This is a genomic window from Salegentibacter sp. (assembly GCF_036568425.1).
Lineage (GTDB): Bacteria > Bacteroidota > Bacteroidia > Flavobacteriales > Flavobacteriaceae > Salegentibacter.
Map to the genome: position 1 here is coordinate 1 of NZ_DATCSO010000093.1, position 15,464 is coordinate 15,464.

Genomic DNA, 15,464 nt, shown 5'->3' on the forward strand with positions numbered 1-15,464 from the left:
TTGGCGTTGGCTAATTCAAACAAATTTTAAAATGAAAACAAAGTTTAGTAGTATTTTAACGCTATTACTAGCGTTTGTTGTGCAAATAACATTTGCGCAAGAACAAACGATTACCGGTACGGTGACCGATGAAGATGGTCTCCCGCTACCAGGGGTAAACGTTTTAGTAAAGGGCACCAGCGCTGGTACCCAAACCGATTTTGACGGAAATTACTCCATCACTGCCGATCAAGGCGATGTATTGGTATTCTCTTTCGTTGGACTGGAAACTGCAGAGTATCCAGTAGGAAACAACACAACTATTGATGTTGTCTTACAAGCTGATGCAGCACAACTTGAAGAAGTTGTAGTAACTGCACTGGGTATCCAAAGAGAGAAGAAATCTCTTGGTTATGCCACTCAGGAAGTAGACGGATCTGAAGTATCTGATGTACCAACCACTAACTTTATGAACTCCCTGTCTGGTAAAGTAGCAGGTCTTAAAGTTAAAAATTCTGGTACAATGGGTGGTTCTTCTGACATTGTAATTCGTGGTAATTCCTCTCTTACAGGGAACAACCAGGCTTTATTTGTAGTTGACGGTACACCGATTAGTAATGCAACCCCTAACACAAGCGACCAACGTACTGGTAGAGGTGGTTATGACTACGGTAATGCTGCTGCAGACATCAACCCGGATGACATCGCTTCTATGAACGTTCTTAAAGGTGCTGCCGCAACCGCTCTGTATGGTGCGCGTGCCGCGAACGGGGTGATTATTATCGAAACCAAAAAAGGACAAAAAGGTAAAGGGATCGGTATCTCTATCAATTCGACTCTGATGACCAGTCGTGCAGACAAGGAAACCCTTCCTAATTATCAGGATCAATATGGTGCCGGTTACGGACCATATTATGCATCTGATGATGGTTATTTCAGTCTTTATGACGTAGATGGTGATGGAAATTTGGATGAAACTACTCCATTTACTGAAGATGCTTCTTTTGGAGCACGTTTCGATCCAAACCGTATGATTTATCAGTGGAACTCTATTTATCCACAATTAGAAAACACTTACCAACAAGCTACCCCTTGGGTCGCTGGTGAACATACTCCAAACGACATTTGGGAAACCGGTTCAACCGCGATAAACTCTGTTGCTTTAGATGGAGGAACTGATAAGAGTAACTTTAGATTAAGTTTTACAAACATGATGCAGGATGGTAATTTACCTAATGCAACAATGAAAAGAAACACTTTGAAATTTAGCGGTGGCCATGACTTCACCGACGATTTTAGTGTTGGCACAAACGTGACCTATATCAAAAGTGACGGTAAAGGTAGATATGGTACCGGTTACGATTCTGCAAACCCAATGCAACAATTCCGTCAGTGGTGGCAGACAAACGTAGATCTTTATGAGCAAAGGGATGCTTATTTCCAAACCGGAGAAAACATCACCTGGAACCCTAACAGTCCCACAAACCTTTCTCCTATCTACTCAGATAACCCGTACTTCACACGTTATGAAAACTACCAGACAGATACCCGTAACAGGTATATAGGAAACATCAATCTGGATTACCAGATCAATGACATCTTTAGTGTATTAGGACGTTTCTCCTTTGACACTTATGACGAAATTCAGGAGGAAAGAATCAATGTTGGTAGTGCAGATGTTTCTCAATATTCAAGATTCAATAACCGTGTTGCGGAATACAACTACGATGTTATTCTTAACTTCAACCACGATATCGCTACCGATCTTAACCTTGACGGTAACCTAGGATGGAACTTAAGAAGAAATCAAAGAAATTCTATAAGCGCTTCAACAAATGGAGGACTTAACGCTCCTGGATTCTATGCACTTTCAAACAGTGCCGACCCACTTAATCCACCAGACGAATATGACGCTACCAGCATGGTAGATGGTCTGTATGCAAGAGTTGGATTTGGGTACCAGGACACTTATTTTGTAGAAGGTACAATAAGAAGAGACCGTTCTTCTACGCTACCTAAAGAAGAAAACACATTCTACTATCCTTCTATCTCTACAAGTATTATTCTTACTAACGCACTTAATGCAGACTGGCTTAATTTCGCCAAGTTTAGAGCTAACTACGCGGAGGTTGGTAGCGATACTAATCCATACAACGTATTTAACACATATACCATTTCTGCACCGTTTGCAGGACAAGGGATTGCGAGTAACAATTTCAGTTTGAATAATATTGAACTTGTTCCTGAAAGAGCGAAATCTTATGAGGTTGGTTTAGAAGCAAACTTCCTTGACAGAAGAGTTGGGTTTGATGTATCATACTACAACACTCAAACAGAGGACCAAATTACTCCAGTACCGGTTTCAAACGCTACTGGTTTCGGCCGGGTTTGGTTGAATTCAGGTACAATTGAAAATGAAGGTATTGAAGTTTCTCTAAACCTTAACCCAATTAGAAGTGAAGACTTCAACTGGAATATGAATATTAACTGGGCGCGTAACCGTAGTGAGGTTCTTGAACTTGCTCCAGGAATTGACAACTTAGAATTAGCTGCATTACAAGGCGGTGTTTCGATTAACGCAGCCCCTGATGAGCCTTATGGTGCAATTAGAGGTAGAGATTACGTGTATGATGATAATGGAAACCGTATCGTTAACGATGCCGGTTACTACTTAAGATCTGCAACTTCTAACGAGATCATCGGTAATATACAGCCAGACTGGACAGGAGGTGTATCTAACACTTTCCAGTACAAAAACTTAAGTCTTGACTTCCTTATAGATGTCCAACAAGGTGGAGATATTTTCTCACTTGATACATGGTATGGTTTTGCAACCGGTCTTTATGATAGATCTGTTGGACCAAACGACCTTGGTAATCCAATTAGAGACGCTGTTGCCGATGGTGGTGGTGTAATCCTTGAAGGAGTAACCGAAGATGGGCAACCAAACACTACAAGGGTATATGCAGGTTATTATGGTACTCCTTTCGGATACGCCAGAGATGCCAACAAAGGACATGTTTACGACGCATCTTTCGTTAAGCTAAGAGAGGCTAGCCTTACTTATGCTTTCGGAGATGATGTGATTGAAAGACTACCTTTCACAAGAGCTTCTATTTCTGTGGTAGGAAGAAACCTATGGATCATCCACAAGAACATTCCTTATTCCGATCCGGAAGCAGGTCTTAGTGCCGGTAACATCCAGGGATACCAATCTGGTGCATACCCTGCGTTCAGAGAAATTGGTGCAAGTGTGAAACTTAACTTTTAATTAAAATATTATCATGAAGAAACTTTTAATAACATTTATTGCTCTTTCAACTTTATGGTCTTGCCAGACCGACGAGCAATATGAAGATCTCAACAGAGATCCGAAAAATCCAACAGATGTTGCTGCAGATTTCCTTTTTACTTCTGCATCTGTTAACCTGGCCGATCAATTGGCTAGTCCTAACGTAAACCTTAACATTTCCAGGTTTATCGCGCAGTATCTTACTGCGACTACCTACCTGGATGAGCCTAACTACGATCTAAATAATCGTAATATTCCACAAAACCACTGGTCTATACTTTACAGAAATGTATTGTTTAACCTAAAGGATGCTAAGGAAAGAGTTCAGGCAAATGAGAGCCTTAGTGCAGGACAAAAGTCTGCACGAGTGGGTCAAATTGAAGTATTGGAAGTATATGCATGGCAAATACTTGTAGATAGTTTTGGAGATATTCCTTATACTGAAGCATTAAATGGGAAAGACAATTCTTTACCTGCATATGATGATGCTGCAACTATCTACAACGATCTTTTATCAAGACTTGAAACAGCTCACTCCAACCTTGGTGCAGGGCAGGGATTCAGCGGATCTGATGTGATCTATCATGGAGATATGTCTAAATGGCAAAAATTTGCAAATTCATTGCAGGTTCGTTTAGCAGCCAGAACAGATAACTGGGGCGAAGTAGAAGAAGCGGTTAGCAGAGGAGTATTTGACTCTAATGCCGATAATGCAACTATGGAATACCAATCTTCACCACCAAACACCAACCCATTATGGGTAGACCTGGTACAGAGTGGACGTTCTGACTATGTAGCCGCCAACACAATCGTTGACGTTATGAACGAACTGGACGACCCTCGTAGAATGGTATATTTTGATGACAACATCGAGCCATATACCGGTGGTATCTATGGAGGTAGTAACTCCTTCCAGAGCTATACCCACATTGGCCCTGAGTTCAGAGAACCAACCCACAAAGGAATCTTTATGGACTACGCCGAACTAAACTTCCACCTGTCTTATGCAGCTATGGAAGGAACGGCGTTGGACAATGATGCTCAATGGTACTATGAAGAAGCAATTACCGCTTCTATGGAATACTGGTTAGGTGAAGATGTAGATGTATCTGGATACTTGGCACAACCAGCAGTAGCATATGATGGCACGATGGAGCAATTAGGAACTCAGTTCTGGATTGCTATGTTCGATAATCCGTTAGAAGGATGGAGTGTATGGAGAAAATTTGATGCACCGGAATTGAATCTTCCGGAAGAATCAGGTAATCCCGTACCACTTCGTTACACTTATCCTGTAAACGAACAAAACCTTAACCAAGATAACTACGAGGCAGCATCTTCCGCAATTGGAGGAGACAGCCAGCAAACCCCACTATTCTGGGATAATTAGTCGTAGATTTTAATTATATCAAAAGGCTGCCTTCACAGGCAGCCTTTTTTTGTTGGAGCAAATTGGAATTAAAATAATCAACTGAACAAAAGTTTTACATTACAAAAAGGTCTTTCAATTTGAAAAAAATTTAAAAAAGCCTTCATTATATTATTAAAACTTACCTTTGCATTATGGAAGAAAATACAAGGATCTTTGGGATCAGGGCCGTTTTAGAGGCAATACAAAGCGGAAAGGCTATTGATAAGATATATATCCAAAAAGGACTCTCAGGTCCCTTATTTCAGGAACTAAATCATCAGCTCAACAAAGGTGATTTCAATATTTCCTATGTTCCTATTGAAAAACTCAATAAACTGGCTAAAGGCAATCACCAGGGAGTTGTAGCATCAATTTCACCGGTTAGTTTTCGAACAATTGAAGAAGTAGTCGCACAAGCCTTTGAACACACTTCTACTCCCCTTTTTCTTTTACTGGATCAGATTACCGACGCCCGAAATTTTGGAGCCATCATCCGAACCGCAGAATGCACGGGAGTGAATGCCATTATTTTTCCTGAAAAGGGGTCGGCACCTGTAAATGCTGACACGGTAAAAACCTCTGCTGGCGCAGTCTTCAATGTGCCGCTTTGCAAAGTAAACCATATTAAAGATGCTGTGTATTTTCTGCAGGCTTCGGATGTTCAGGTAGTAGCCGCAACAGAAAAAACAAATGATACTATCTATAAGGTTGACTTCAAAAAAGCCAGTGCTCTGGTGATGGGCAACGAAGCTAAAGGAGTATCTAATTCTATTCTAAATGCGGTAGATGTGAAGGCTAAACTCCCGGTTTTTGGGAGCATTGAATCTCTAAACGTTTCAGTAGCTTGTGGAGCAATATTATATGAAGCCGTAAGACAAAGGATTTAAATCTAAATTTTATTCCTTGTCCTTCTTAGAAGTTTCCCTGTAGAAATATTTATACCGCATATTTCCTGTTTCTTCCTCCTCGATTTCCTCTATATCGTCTTCAGGAAGTTGTTCTATAAAGTTTCCATTTTCATCGAAATGCTGCATAAACCGGTCATTTTCTGCATTGTAATCTGGTTTCTCCCATTCATATTTTGGTTTTTTAGCTATGTTTTTCCGGTAGGCCAGCGACAGACCAAAACCGGTAATCAAACCCGAAAGATGACCCTCCCAGGAAATCCCAGGCTCTATTGGAGCAACGTACCATAGCATTCCGCCATAAAGAAAGACCACAATCAGAGAAAGTGCAATAAGACGGAAGTATCCGGAAAACACACCTTTGAAGAACAGAAAAGCAGCGAGCATATAGATCACTCCACTAGCCCCAATATGATTTGAAGGGCGACCAATAATCCAGGTTAAAAGTCCGGTGACCACAAGACCTATCAAAAGCACCTGCCAGCTGATTCTCCGGTAGAAATAAAACAAAGACATAGAAAGAACAAGAAGCGGTACAGAATTATTGAATAAATGCTTAAGATCACCGTGGATAAATGGAGAGAACAAGATGCCTCGTAAACCAATTATTTCCCTTGGCCGGACTCCATATATATTGAGGTTCACATTGAACCTCACTTCAAACCAGAAAACCAGCCAGATTAGAAGCACAAATAGGATGGGATAACCCACTACCCTCGTAGAAAAAACAAAAGACTCATCCTGCTTCATAACCTGTTTTTAAGGCTTTACCTACAAAAAATTAACCATATCCCTTAATTGTGACAAAGTGTTATCCAATTTACTAATTTTGTCAGATGAATGAACCATTAGCAGAAAGATTACGACCAAAAAATCTAGATGAATATCTGAGTCAACAACATCTGGTTGGTCCCAAAGGAGCCTTGAGACAACAGATAAGATCGGGAAACATCCCGTCCCTTCTCCTCTGGGGTCCTCCCGGAGTAGGAAAGACTACCCTGGCTAACATTATTTCTAACGAAACCGACAGGCCTTTCTATACTCTTAGCGCGATTAGCAGTGGAGTTAAAGACGTACGTGAAATCATTGAAAAAGCGAAGAAAAGTGATGGCTTATTCACTACTAAAAACCCAATTCTATTTATCGATGAAATTCATCGTTTTAGCAAGTCCCAACAGGACTCCCTTTTAGGAGCTGTTGAAAAAGGATGGGTAACTTTAATAGGAGCTACTACCGAAAACCCCAGTTTCGAAGTAATCTCTGCACTATTATCCCGTTGCCAGGTTTATATTCTAAAGCCTTTTTCTGAAGAAGACTTAATAGCCTTGCTACAGCGCGCCATGAAAGAGGATAAACACATAGCCTCCAGGAAAGTTAGATTAAAAGAGACTGAAGCATTATTACGCTTAAGCGGCGGTGATGCCCGTAAACTCCTAAATATCTTCGAGATCCTAATCAATGCCACAGAGAAAGGTACTGAAATTACCAATAAGCTCGTTCTGGACAAAGTTCAGCAGAATACAGTTCTCTATGATAAAGCAGGAGAACAGCATTATGATATAGTTTCGGCATTCATAAAATCGATAAGGGGGAGTGATCCAAACGGAGCCGTATACTGGCTTGCCAGGATGATTGAAGGCGGCGAAGATGTGAAATTTATTGCTCGAAGGCTGCTTATTCTTGCAAGCGAAGATATTGGTAATGCCAACCCTACCGCTTTGGTGATCGCCAATAACACTTTCCAGGCCGTTACCACAATAGGATTCCCGGAAAGTCGCATTATTCTTAGCCAATGTGCCACCTATCTCGCAACCTCCCCAAAAAGCAATGCGGCGTACATGGCCATTAACCAGGCGCAAAGCCTGGTTAAGAAAACCGGCAATCTCTCGGTTCCGTTAGCAATTAGAAATGCTCCAACAAAACTTATGAAAGATATTGGCTACGGAAAGGATTACAAGTATGCGCATAACTATGAAAATAACTTTGCTGAAGCAGAATTCCTCCCAGACGAAATAAAAGGGTCGCAACTATACGATCCGGGGAACAATCCACGAGAAAACGCACAACGCGAATTCTTAAAAAAACGCTGGAAAACTAAATATAATTATTAGTCGTTTTTCACCTTGTAGATGGTTTTTACAGAAGCTCCTTTACTGGCATCAAAATGTTCTACTACAAGATCACCGTTTTCAGAGAAAGTAGCTATTCCCTGTTTGGTAACCGAATTATAGATAAAACTACCTCCTTCCTCTGAACGAATAAGTAAAGCAAAGGGTTCACTCATCCCTTTTTGAAAAAGACTATAACCATTTTCATTTTCCTCAAGTTGAAAAAAGCTTCCGTCTTTTTCAAAATAAAGAGTTTGGGGTTGTATCCCTTTAGAAATTTTTTCACTTTGAACAATTACCTCAGGTTCTTCAGCGAGCTCAGAAGTCGAGTTTTCTGCTTGAAGAGTATCAACAGGCACCTGCCCAACCACCACTACTTCAGGCGTTTCAGGAACCGAAGGAGCTTCAGGGGAAGCATCAGCTTCATAATTATAATTCAAAGCTTCCACCGATTCGAATGCTTGTCTTAAAGCTTCGTGCCAGGCCCTTTTATATTCTTTTTCCCTACTTGTCCCTTCTTCAGAAGAAAAGATGAGATTTCCGCGGCAATCTTCGAGGGTAATTCGCATTCGGGTTGTAAAAAGGCCTGAATCCTCTATCACATCCGCATCAAGACCCAGACAATTATCGCGTTGTAAGTCTTCCGGACGGGTTTCCCTATTCATTAAGGTCTCAAAGCCTTCTCTTTCAAAAAGAAATTTCAATAAAGAATTAAGCTGATATTGATTCTTTTCCTTAGAGAATTCAAAGCTTTCAGGAATTATTATGTATTTATAATCATTAAGAGTCTGAGCCTCCAGGCCTGAAAAATTTAATAGAATAATAAGTAAAAAAAATAATTTTTTCATAGTATTTAATTTTAAAGGTCTTTAAAGACCATTTGCATTCCCAATTGCACTGAAGTGCTTCTGGCCTTTGCCAGATCACGAAACCCAAGTATATTATTGGCTGCAAGATAGAGATTAAATTTATTAAAAGTTACCGAATACATCAACCCGAAATTAGCAAGAGAATAATCATCTAAAGTATGCGCAATTCTGAAACGCTGCTTTTCGGTAAGTTTTTTATCCCAATAAGTAGTAAAGGAATACACCAATCCACGAGGCCGCAACACTCCTGCCAGGTTCATCCCAATCTGGTTCATATACCTAACCTTATTCACTACTAAGTAATTACAGGGAAGAAAAGCCTGCCCAAACCCGTACTCAATGGCAAGATTGAATTTTGCCGGACGCCAGGTAACATAGGGGTCATTATAGGTTCTATCAATGAGGTTTTTGTCAACCTCATCCTCAAAATCATCCCAATAGGGAATCGCGCGTCCGGTTTCATCCAGATCAGGAAAAAGAGGCTCCAAACCATCGGTTTGATAGGAACCATAATAATGATAACTCTCGACATTTTCCCTCTGAAACATCACTCCTATATCTTGTACCGAGGCTGAGGCCACAAATTGTTCAGTTACCAGGTAGCTTAGGCCCAGATCCATTCCTACACCTACATTTCCTCCAAAGAAGGAACGCTTGAGCAATTCAGCTGTCCCTTCCTCCACGGTCATACCTTCTTCTTCATTCAATGAAGCAAAACCTGAGGTATTAACCTGAACATCCATATTCTCAACTATATGCCGGTATTTATTGGGACCTTCTGGGGTGGCAACCGTGGTAAATGTTCCTGTATTTCCCGTACTTTCAGCATTAAAGATTCCTGAATATAATTTTCCCCGAATCCCTACGGTGAGACGTTGATCGAAACGATGATTGAGGCCAAGATGATAAACCGCCATAATTTCCCCGGTGAAAGCCGCCTCAGAAAAGTCAAAGATATCATTGATATAATTGGCATTCCCCTCATTAACCAGGATGGCCAAATCTTTTGGGAAATAAGAGAAGAAGTCAAGTTCCTGATAAATTCCGGTTGAAAGATAATTTCTCTTATCCAACTGCCAACCAAGAGAAATGACCTCTACCTGCTCATTTACTGTGAAATGATCGTAAGAAGTCATGCTGTGCATTGCTTCTCTTATTCTGCTATTAATATTCGTTCCATCGTCCCTGAATATATCATGCAGGCTAACACCACTGGTTCCAGCCGAAAAGTGTATTTGAGATAAAAAAGGCAAACCTACATGACCTTTATAATCTATCTGCGCCCCGGGATTTAACATTAAACTTTGCGGAAGATCATCAACATTATAAAGCAGGGGTTTATTTTGTGCAGAAAGCAGTGAGAAACCAAACAGGAATGTGATGAAGGGCCAGCATCGCATATCTAAAAATCAAACTTAAATAATCCCGTTGATGCGAATTCCAGTTTCCCTTTAAATTCTTTCGAATTTGGATGAGCTTCCAGTTCAACCACCATCTGTATAGAATTACGAATCAAATTTATACGGTTTTCTTCAATGATTTCGGTATAATCTGTCGTCACAGGATTGTTTGAGTTTCCCGGTGCTACTTCATACTGGATTAGAATCTGCTCTCTTCCTGCATCAGAAAGGAATTTTATGGTATGGGAAAAGCCCTGAGGAAAAGTATTTATATGCCTGAAATAAAATTCAACCTCAGTCAGGTCCTTTTGGATATAATCATCATCCAGAAATTCCAGGCGTACGGTGTCCCGAATTACCGGTTGAAAGACATTGTTTTCAGACCTGAAAAAATATTCTTCACTAATATCATAAATAAGTAAATCTACATCCAGATCAGGGCTCAGACTTATTTTTTCCGCCTGGTCCAGATCAATGTCCTTTACACATCCGGTTAGAAGAATGCAAAAAGCAAGATACAGGATAACTTTATTTGTTCCCGGAAGTAAAGACATCAGTATTGATTTTTGGGGGGCACTAACCTCTAACGAAATTAACAAACAATTATTACTAAAGATAATCCCTTAGCTCATTTAACGTTTGAATTTGTCTACCTTCTATCTTTTCCTTTTTGCGGTAGTAATCAAAGTAAATAGCACTCATTCCATAGGCTTGTGCGCCCTTCACATCGGCGATAAGATTATCACCAATCATAAGGCTTTTAGATGGAATGGCTCTGGCTTTGTTTAGAGCCGTTTCAAAAATCAGGGAATGAGGTTTTTTCACGCCGGCTTCTTCTGAAGTGGTGACGCTGGTAAAATATTTACTTATGCCTGAATTATGAAGTTTTTTATGCTGAACTTCCTCAAAACCGTTAGTTATAATATGAAGCTCATAACTAGCCTCAAGATAATTAAGGATTTCCAAACTTCCGTCGAGCAGATGGTTATTCTCCGGTAAAAACTCTATGTAATCTATAGATAATTCTTCTATGGTTTTAGCCGAAGTTTCCATCTTCAAAAGTTCAAAACTATCTTTTAATCTTCCAATCCGTAAATCATCCTTACTAATCTGGTTTTCACGGTATAATTCCCAGTACTTGTAATTAACCGGCACGTAAACTTCTAGAAAGTCTTCGATCCTTATAGGAATTTTTCTCTGGTTAAACATCTGCTCAAAAGCCAGGGCAGAGTTTTTATCAAAATCCCAAAGGGTATGATCAAGGTCGAAGTAGATATGTTCTATATCATTTAATTTCATGGATTTGTTTTAGAACTGAATAATATAGGTCTTTATCTGAATAATCCGAAAAATCCTGATTCTTGAATACCGAATTAAAAGTCCCTTCCACAGCTTTAACATCATGCAACATTTTTGCAATCTCGCTCTTTATTTTTCCGATTGGCTCTTCCTCCAAAATATTGGAATTGAAGGCATAGGGATGGATTTTTAAGGGTGTAGTGACTTCGGTGTTGATATCATAAAACAGAAATGGAGAACAGGTTCCAGCCCTAAACCCCTGGGCTTCAGGATACCCCATAGAATAATCGTCTGGAATTTCCAGCTCGGTTAAGTTGTTATAATGCTCCGGGAGACTAAGGTTATATTTACTATTCAAAACGGCTTGAAGGGGAGAATGGACTATTTCTTCCAGCCTTAGCTTTTCCTTTCTAAGGGTCTTAATATTTTGCAAGGCATAGTAACCCAAAAGCAAACCTACTTTAGAATAATCTGCCACATATTTAATAACTGATCTATGCGGCAACCGGTTGGGGTTAATATTGCGGTCATGAACGGTAAAATCACTAAGCTGAAACAAAAACATCAACTTTAATTTGTGTTTTTTTATAAGCAGAATTAAGTCCTCAAAAATATTGAAGGGATCTTTTTTGAGCCTTAACAATACCTGAATCCTATCCAGCACCTTCCCAAACTGAAATTTCCCCAGGTCCATAAGCATCCCAACAAAACTTCTCACAAAACCCTTATTCCGATAACTAAAGGCATGTTCTATGGCAATAATCGTTTGGACGGAATAACTACGATCTTTTTTTGTTAGGCTGGGGAAACGTTGCTGAAGCACTTCACGAAACTTATAGGCCCAAACATCTACCACGGGCTTTTGGAGAAAACCCTCTTGCTCCGCCAAACTTTCAGAAGCCGGGAAACGCCCGTAACCATCCTTAACGTGTGGTAAATATTCCTCGTACCTGCTCAACAAATAAAAGGAAGCAGCAAAAATATCAAAAGGAAGGTCACTTTTTTCAGTAGCAGGAAAAAAACAAAAACTCTCTCCCCAAGGTTGAACTTTTATCTCTACTTCAGAAAGCCCCTGTTCCATTAACAAACCCGTATTCTGAATAAAAAGCTCATTACCCAGGGCCTGTTTTCCATAGGAAAGTTTCATTCCATCATGTGCAATAAATTCTTCGATTTTAGAGGTAAACCTGATAGAAATTCCCAACATATTTGTGCAAATATGCTTGAAAATATAGATAATCCTGGGGGTGATTTTATGCGTATAGATTAAAAGCATTCCTGGGTTTTATAGCATACCTTCATCGGCAAAGCTAAAATAGGAGTTTTCGGTTACAATCACATGGTCCAACACTTTAATATCCAGACTTTGGGCAGCGGTCTTCAACTTTTGCGTAAGCTGTTTATCGGGCTCACTGGCAAGTAAGGTGCCAGAGGGATGATTATGTACCAGGATAAGTGATGTAGCCGAAAGTTCCAGCGCTTTTTTAAGTGTTATACGCACATCAACCAAAGTACCGGTAATCCCACCCTTACTGAGCTGAAGTTGTTCAATAACTTTATTGGAATTATTTAGATAAATAATCCAGAATTCTTCATGCGGGAGCTCCCCTAGTACAGGTTGCATCAATTCAAAAACCGAAGCGCTGGAGGTTATTTTCTTTCGTTCTAAAGCTTCCTCGATACGGCGACGGCGACCCAATTCCAGAGCAGCAATTATACTAACCGCCTTTGCCGGCCCCACCCCCTTAAAATTACAGAGCTGTTGAACGGAAAGCTTTCCCAGTTCGCTTAAATTATTCTTCCCGAAGGCCAGGATACGTTTGCTAAGCTGCACGGCACTTTCGTTAGGACTGCCAGAACCTATAAGGATAGCGATCAATTCTGCATCACTAAGGCTTAACTTACCTTTTTGAAGTAATTTTTCCCTGGGGCGGTCGTCTTCGGCCCATTGCTTAATGCTGAAATTGGTTTGCTGTTCGTTTTCCATCGTCTGTTAAAGATAAAAAATACTTTTATATCCTTAACATAAGGACTGAAATTGAGCAACTTATGAAGTCACCTCTACAGGTTTGAAATCGATGATCGCTTCATAAAAATCATCTTCATCAATTCCCATATGCTGACATATCCATTTCGCTCCGGCGATATTATTCACATTAGCTTCACCGGAAATCTCCAGGGGCATTTCTCCTTCAGGTGTATCAAGGATAAAAGTATCATCTTCCATATGATATTCGGGAGTGGAATAGGGATGTTTTCTTATTGGATTTTCAGTATTTTCGGCGAGCTCTTTCAATTCTTCATCCTCTTCATTATAAACCAGAATCCCTCCATTTACAATGGAAGTAATAAAAATTTGAAACTGCTCCTGATAACTTTCTGAAGTTGAGAAGTTATCCAAATGCTCTCCGGCAATCCCGCTTAACAATGCTATATTCGGCTTGTAAAGGTGAAATTTAGGGCGGAGATCAGTCGCAGAGGCAGAAAATTCGTCACCTTCAATCACAATGAAGTCATTTTCTTGAGTAAGATTAAGTGTATTTTCGAAACCGGAAAACGGCATCTCAATCATGTAATCCACTTTTTTCCCATGATAGTTCATCACGTGGAGAACCATAGCTGTAAGAGTACTTCTTCCCTTACTTCCGGCGATAACCACACGGGTTTTCTCGCGTGAAAATTCATATAGAAATTCGGCAACAGAATATATCTTTAAGCCGAGCTCCTCAGCACGTTTTAATTCGGGGTTATCATTTTTGGGTTGTATTCCCAGGATGACGGCATCCAATTTCGCATTAATTTTTTCAGGAAACCAACCTATTTCTTTAGGAAAGAGATTGTGTTTTTCGAGAAATTGTTTGGCGTGTTCGGAGATATCATCGTCGCTTCCGGTAATTTGATATCCTTTGTTCTGGAGGGCAATGGCAAGATTGTGCATGGCACTTTCTCCAATCCCGATAAAGTGCAGATTCATAAAGCTAAAATTTTCTGCAAATATACTTATTTAGGCCTGAAAAATAAGGGCAAACTACATTTGTAAAATTCGCATTTTCTCTTTTTCGGCTTCAGGAAAAATAACCTTATGATTTAGGGCCAGATTAATGTTTTTAAGGGCTTCTTCTCTGTTATTTTGAGCGGCCTTAATACGGGCCAGGTGCAAATAAGCATAGGCGGGTGATTTCAGGTCTTTATAACCATAATTTAAAATATATCTTTCCAGAAATTCTGATGATTTGTCAGGATTTATATTTAAAACAGCTGCCCTTTCCCCTAGTTCAAAATAAACATGATTTCTGGTAACAAGCTCAGGATTATCCTCTGCGACCTTAATGGCTTTCCTTATTTCTTCCCGAAATGCTTCTGGCTCCTCCTCCATTTTATAAATATAAGCTTTGGCAAGATGCGCATCTACCTTATTGATCTTTTCGAGTTCTTTTACGTATTCCATAGCGGTGTTTTCGCCTCCTCCGAGGAAGGAAGGGATTTGCATGTAGAATTCTACCAGAGCCCTCCTTACTTCGGTATGATAGGGATCAAGCTCTGCTGCGTTTAGCAATGATTTTTTCATTTCGGGAATTAAGAGCGCGGCCTGGAACTTAGAGCTTTCGAGAGCTTTCATACCAAGGGCGCCACCTAACTTAAAATTATACTCGGCTGAATCAGGTTTCCTGTCTACGAGACTCCGGTAATATTCAATGGCTTTATCCCAATTCTTATTAAAGCTCGCTATATCACCTAGAAAATCTATAGCCTCCTCTTTTTCTTTGTGCTCAAGCAAAATACTCTTTGCCTGTTGAATTTTTCCATTTTTAAGCAAATTCACCCCTTCCTCATATGATCTTTGGGCCATAGTCAAAGATGGAAGTACGATGAACGCAATGAAAAATCCTATAAAAAGCCTACTCATATATTAAAATTTTCTTAAATTTAGACAATATTGTAACAATTTTGAAGTCCTGTTATTCTAACAACATCAGAAAACGACCTAGTAATGCTAATTATTGTTAAACTAGCATACAATAAGACTGCCAATGTTAAAAATAATTTTAATATTTGTGCTACTTAAATCATTTTAAAATCTAATATTTAAATTAACACCTAGCCTATGCAAAATTTTACTTTTGGGAGGAAGGGAACGAATTGGTTCCTTTTCGCCTTTGTTATGTTAATTGGAACCTTGCCCTCGTTTGGGCAAGACTGC

13 protein-coding genes are annotated in these 15,464 nt (G+C 39.8%); 4 read left to right on the top strand and 9 right to left on the bottom strand.

Going from position 1 to position 15,464, the window contains the following annotated elements:
• Window positions 1–31: 31 nt before the first annotated feature.
• The 3 genes from VIM94_RS08905 (at window position 32) to rlmB (ending at window position 5,569) form a co-directional block, all read left to right on the top strand.
• A complete protein-coding gene (locus VIM94_RS08905) occupies window positions 32–3,250 on the top strand; it encodes a SusC/RagA family TonB-linked outer membrane protein (RefSeq protein ID WP_332038945.1) in 3,219 nt (1,072 codons plus the stop codon).
• 13 nt (window positions 3,251–3,263) lie between these two features.
• A complete protein-coding gene (locus VIM94_RS08910) occupies window positions 3,264–4,661 on the top strand; it encodes a SusD/RagB family nutrient-binding outer membrane lipoprotein (protein ID WP_332038946.1) in 1,398 nt (465 codons plus the stop codon).
• Between the two features lie 173 nt (window positions 4,662–4,834).
• On the top strand, window positions 4,835–5,569 hold the full coding sequence (gene rlmB, locus VIM94_RS08915; protein WP_332038947.1) for a 23S rRNA (guanosine(2251)-2'-O)-methyltransferase RlmB: 735 nt from the start codon (window positions 4,835–4,837) through the stop codon (window positions 5,567–5,569).
• Between the two features lie 9 nt (window positions 5,570–5,578).
• Here the strand turns inward: rlmB and VIM94_RS08920 are convergent, their stop codons facing one another.
• Window positions 5,579–6,337 carry a rhomboid family intramembrane serine protease gene (locus tag VIM94_RS08920; protein WP_332038948.1) on the bottom strand — a complete coding sequence of 253 codons (759 nt, stop codon included), beginning with the start codon at window positions 6,335–6,337 and terminating at the stop codon, window positions 5,579–5,581.
• Window positions 6,338–6,423: 86 nt separating this feature from the next.
• On the opposite strand from VIM94_RS08920, the gene VIM94_RS08925 reads away from it, so the two are divergent.
• Entirely contained in the window at window positions 6,424–7,698 is a 1,275-nt protein-coding gene (locus tag VIM94_RS08925) for a replication-associated recombination protein A (RefSeq protein ID WP_332038949.1), read from the top strand.
• On the opposite strand, the gene VIM94_RS08930 is transcribed toward VIM94_RS08925, so the two are convergent.
• Genes VIM94_RS08930 through VIM94_RS08965 form a run of 8 tightly spaced genes read right to left on the bottom strand, consistent with a single transcriptional unit; the run spans window position 7,695 to window position 15,170 of the window.
• Window positions 7,695–8,543: a hypothetical protein gene (locus tag VIM94_RS08930; RefSeq protein ID WP_332038950.1), complete on the bottom strand. Its 849-nt coding sequence runs from the start codon at window positions 8,541–8,543 to the stop codon at window positions 7,695–7,697. The two genes, VIM94_RS08925 and VIM94_RS08930, sit on opposite strands and share 4 nt — an antisense overlap.
• A gap of 11 nt (window positions 8,544–8,554) precedes the next feature.
• Window positions 8,555–9,964, bottom strand: a complete 1,410-nt coding sequence (locus VIM94_RS08935) for a DUF5723 family protein (RefSeq protein ID WP_332038951.1) — start codon at window positions 9,962–9,964, stop codon at window positions 8,555–8,557.
• A 2-nt stretch (window positions 9,965–9,966) separates the two neighbouring features.
• A complete protein-coding gene (locus VIM94_RS08940; RefSeq protein ID WP_332038952.1) occupies window positions 9,967–10,518 on the bottom strand; it encodes a hypothetical protein in 552 nt (183 codons plus the stop codon).
• A gap of 55 nt (window positions 10,519–10,573) precedes the next feature.
• A complete protein-coding gene (locus VIM94_RS08945) occupies window positions 10,574–11,263 on the bottom strand; it encodes a YjjG family noncanonical pyrimidine nucleotidase (protein WP_332038953.1) in 690 nt (229 codons plus the stop codon).
• Window positions 11,250–12,539: a DUF7033 domain-containing protein gene (locus VIM94_RS08950; protein ID WP_332038954.1), complete on the bottom strand. Its 1,290-nt coding sequence runs from the start codon at window positions 12,537–12,539 to the stop codon at window positions 11,250–11,252. Before VIM94_RS08950 ends, VIM94_RS08945 begins: the two co-directional genes overlap by 14 nt.
• Window positions 12,540–12,548: 9 nt before the next feature.
• Complete coding sequence (radC, locus tag VIM94_RS08955; RefSeq protein WP_332038955.1) at window positions 12,549–13,250, bottom strand: RadC family protein; 702 nt, start codon at window positions 13,248–13,250, stop codon at window positions 12,549–12,551.
• 60 nt (window positions 13,251–13,310) lie between these two features.
• Window positions 13,311–14,237 (bottom strand): Mur ligase family protein, encoded by a 927-nt coding sequence (locus VIM94_RS08960; RefSeq protein WP_332038956.1) that lies wholly within the window; start codon window positions 14,235–14,237, stop codon window positions 13,311–13,313.
• A 54-nt stretch (window positions 14,238–14,291) separates the two neighbouring features.
• Complete coding sequence (locus VIM94_RS08965) at window positions 14,292–15,170, bottom strand: hypothetical protein (RefSeq protein WP_332038957.1); 879 nt, start codon at window positions 15,168–15,170, stop codon at window positions 14,292–14,294.
• Window positions 15,171–15,464 lie beyond the last annotated feature (294 nt).

What these genes read in the sequence shown, in the direction of transcription:
- VIM94_RS08920 (WP_332038948.1), bottom strand. Translation starts at nt 6,337, where the DNA reads ATGAAGCAGGATGAGTCTTTTGTTTTTTCTACGAGGGTAGTGGGTTAT.
- VIM94_RS08965 (WP_332038957.1), bottom strand. Translation starts at nt 15,170, where the DNA reads ATGAGTAGGCTTTTTATAGGATTTTTCATTGCGTTCATCGTACTTCCA.
- VIM94_RS08960 (WP_332038956.1), bottom strand. Translation starts at nt 14,237, where the DNA reads ATGAATCTGCACTTTATCGGGATTGGAGAAAGTGCCATGCACAATCTT.
- VIM94_RS08925 (WP_332038949.1), top strand. Translation starts at nt 6,424, where the DNA reads ATGAATGAACCATTAGCAGAAAGATTACGACCAAAAAATCTAGATGAA.
- VIM94_RS08940 (WP_332038952.1), bottom strand. Translation starts at nt 10,518, where the DNA reads ATGTCTTTACTTCCGGGAACAAATAAAGTTATCCTGTATCTTGCTTTT.
- VIM94_RS08935 (WP_332038951.1), bottom strand. Translation starts at nt 9,964, where the DNA reads ATGCGATGCTGGCCCTTCATCACATTCCTGTTTGGTTTCTCACTGCTT.
- rlmB (WP_332038947.1), top strand. Translation starts at nt 4,835, where the DNA reads ATGGAAGAAAATACAAGGATCTTTGGGATCAGGGCCGTTTTAGAGGCA.
- VIM94_RS08910 (WP_332038946.1), top strand. Translation starts at nt 3,264, where the DNA reads ATGAAGAAACTTTTAATAACATTTATTGCTCTTTCAACTTTATGGTCT.
- VIM94_RS08950 (WP_332038954.1), bottom strand. Translation starts at nt 12,539, where the DNA reads ATGCTTTTAATCTATACGCATAAAATCACCCCCAGGATTATCTATATT.
- VIM94_RS08905 (WP_332038945.1), top strand. Translation starts at nt 32, where the DNA reads ATGAAAACAAAGTTTAGTAGTATTTTAACGCTATTACTAGCGTTTGTT.
- VIM94_RS08945 (WP_332038953.1), bottom strand. Translation starts at nt 11,263, where the DNA reads ATGAAATTAAATGATATAGAACATATCTACTTCGACCTTGATCATACC.
- radC (WP_332038955.1), bottom strand. Translation starts at nt 13,250, where the DNA reads ATGGAAAACGAACAGCAAACCAATTTCAGCATTAAGCAATGGGCCGAA.
- VIM94_RS08930 (WP_332038950.1), bottom strand. Translation starts at nt 8,543, where the DNA reads ATGAAAAAATTATTTTTTTTACTTATTATTCTATTAAATTTTTCAGGC.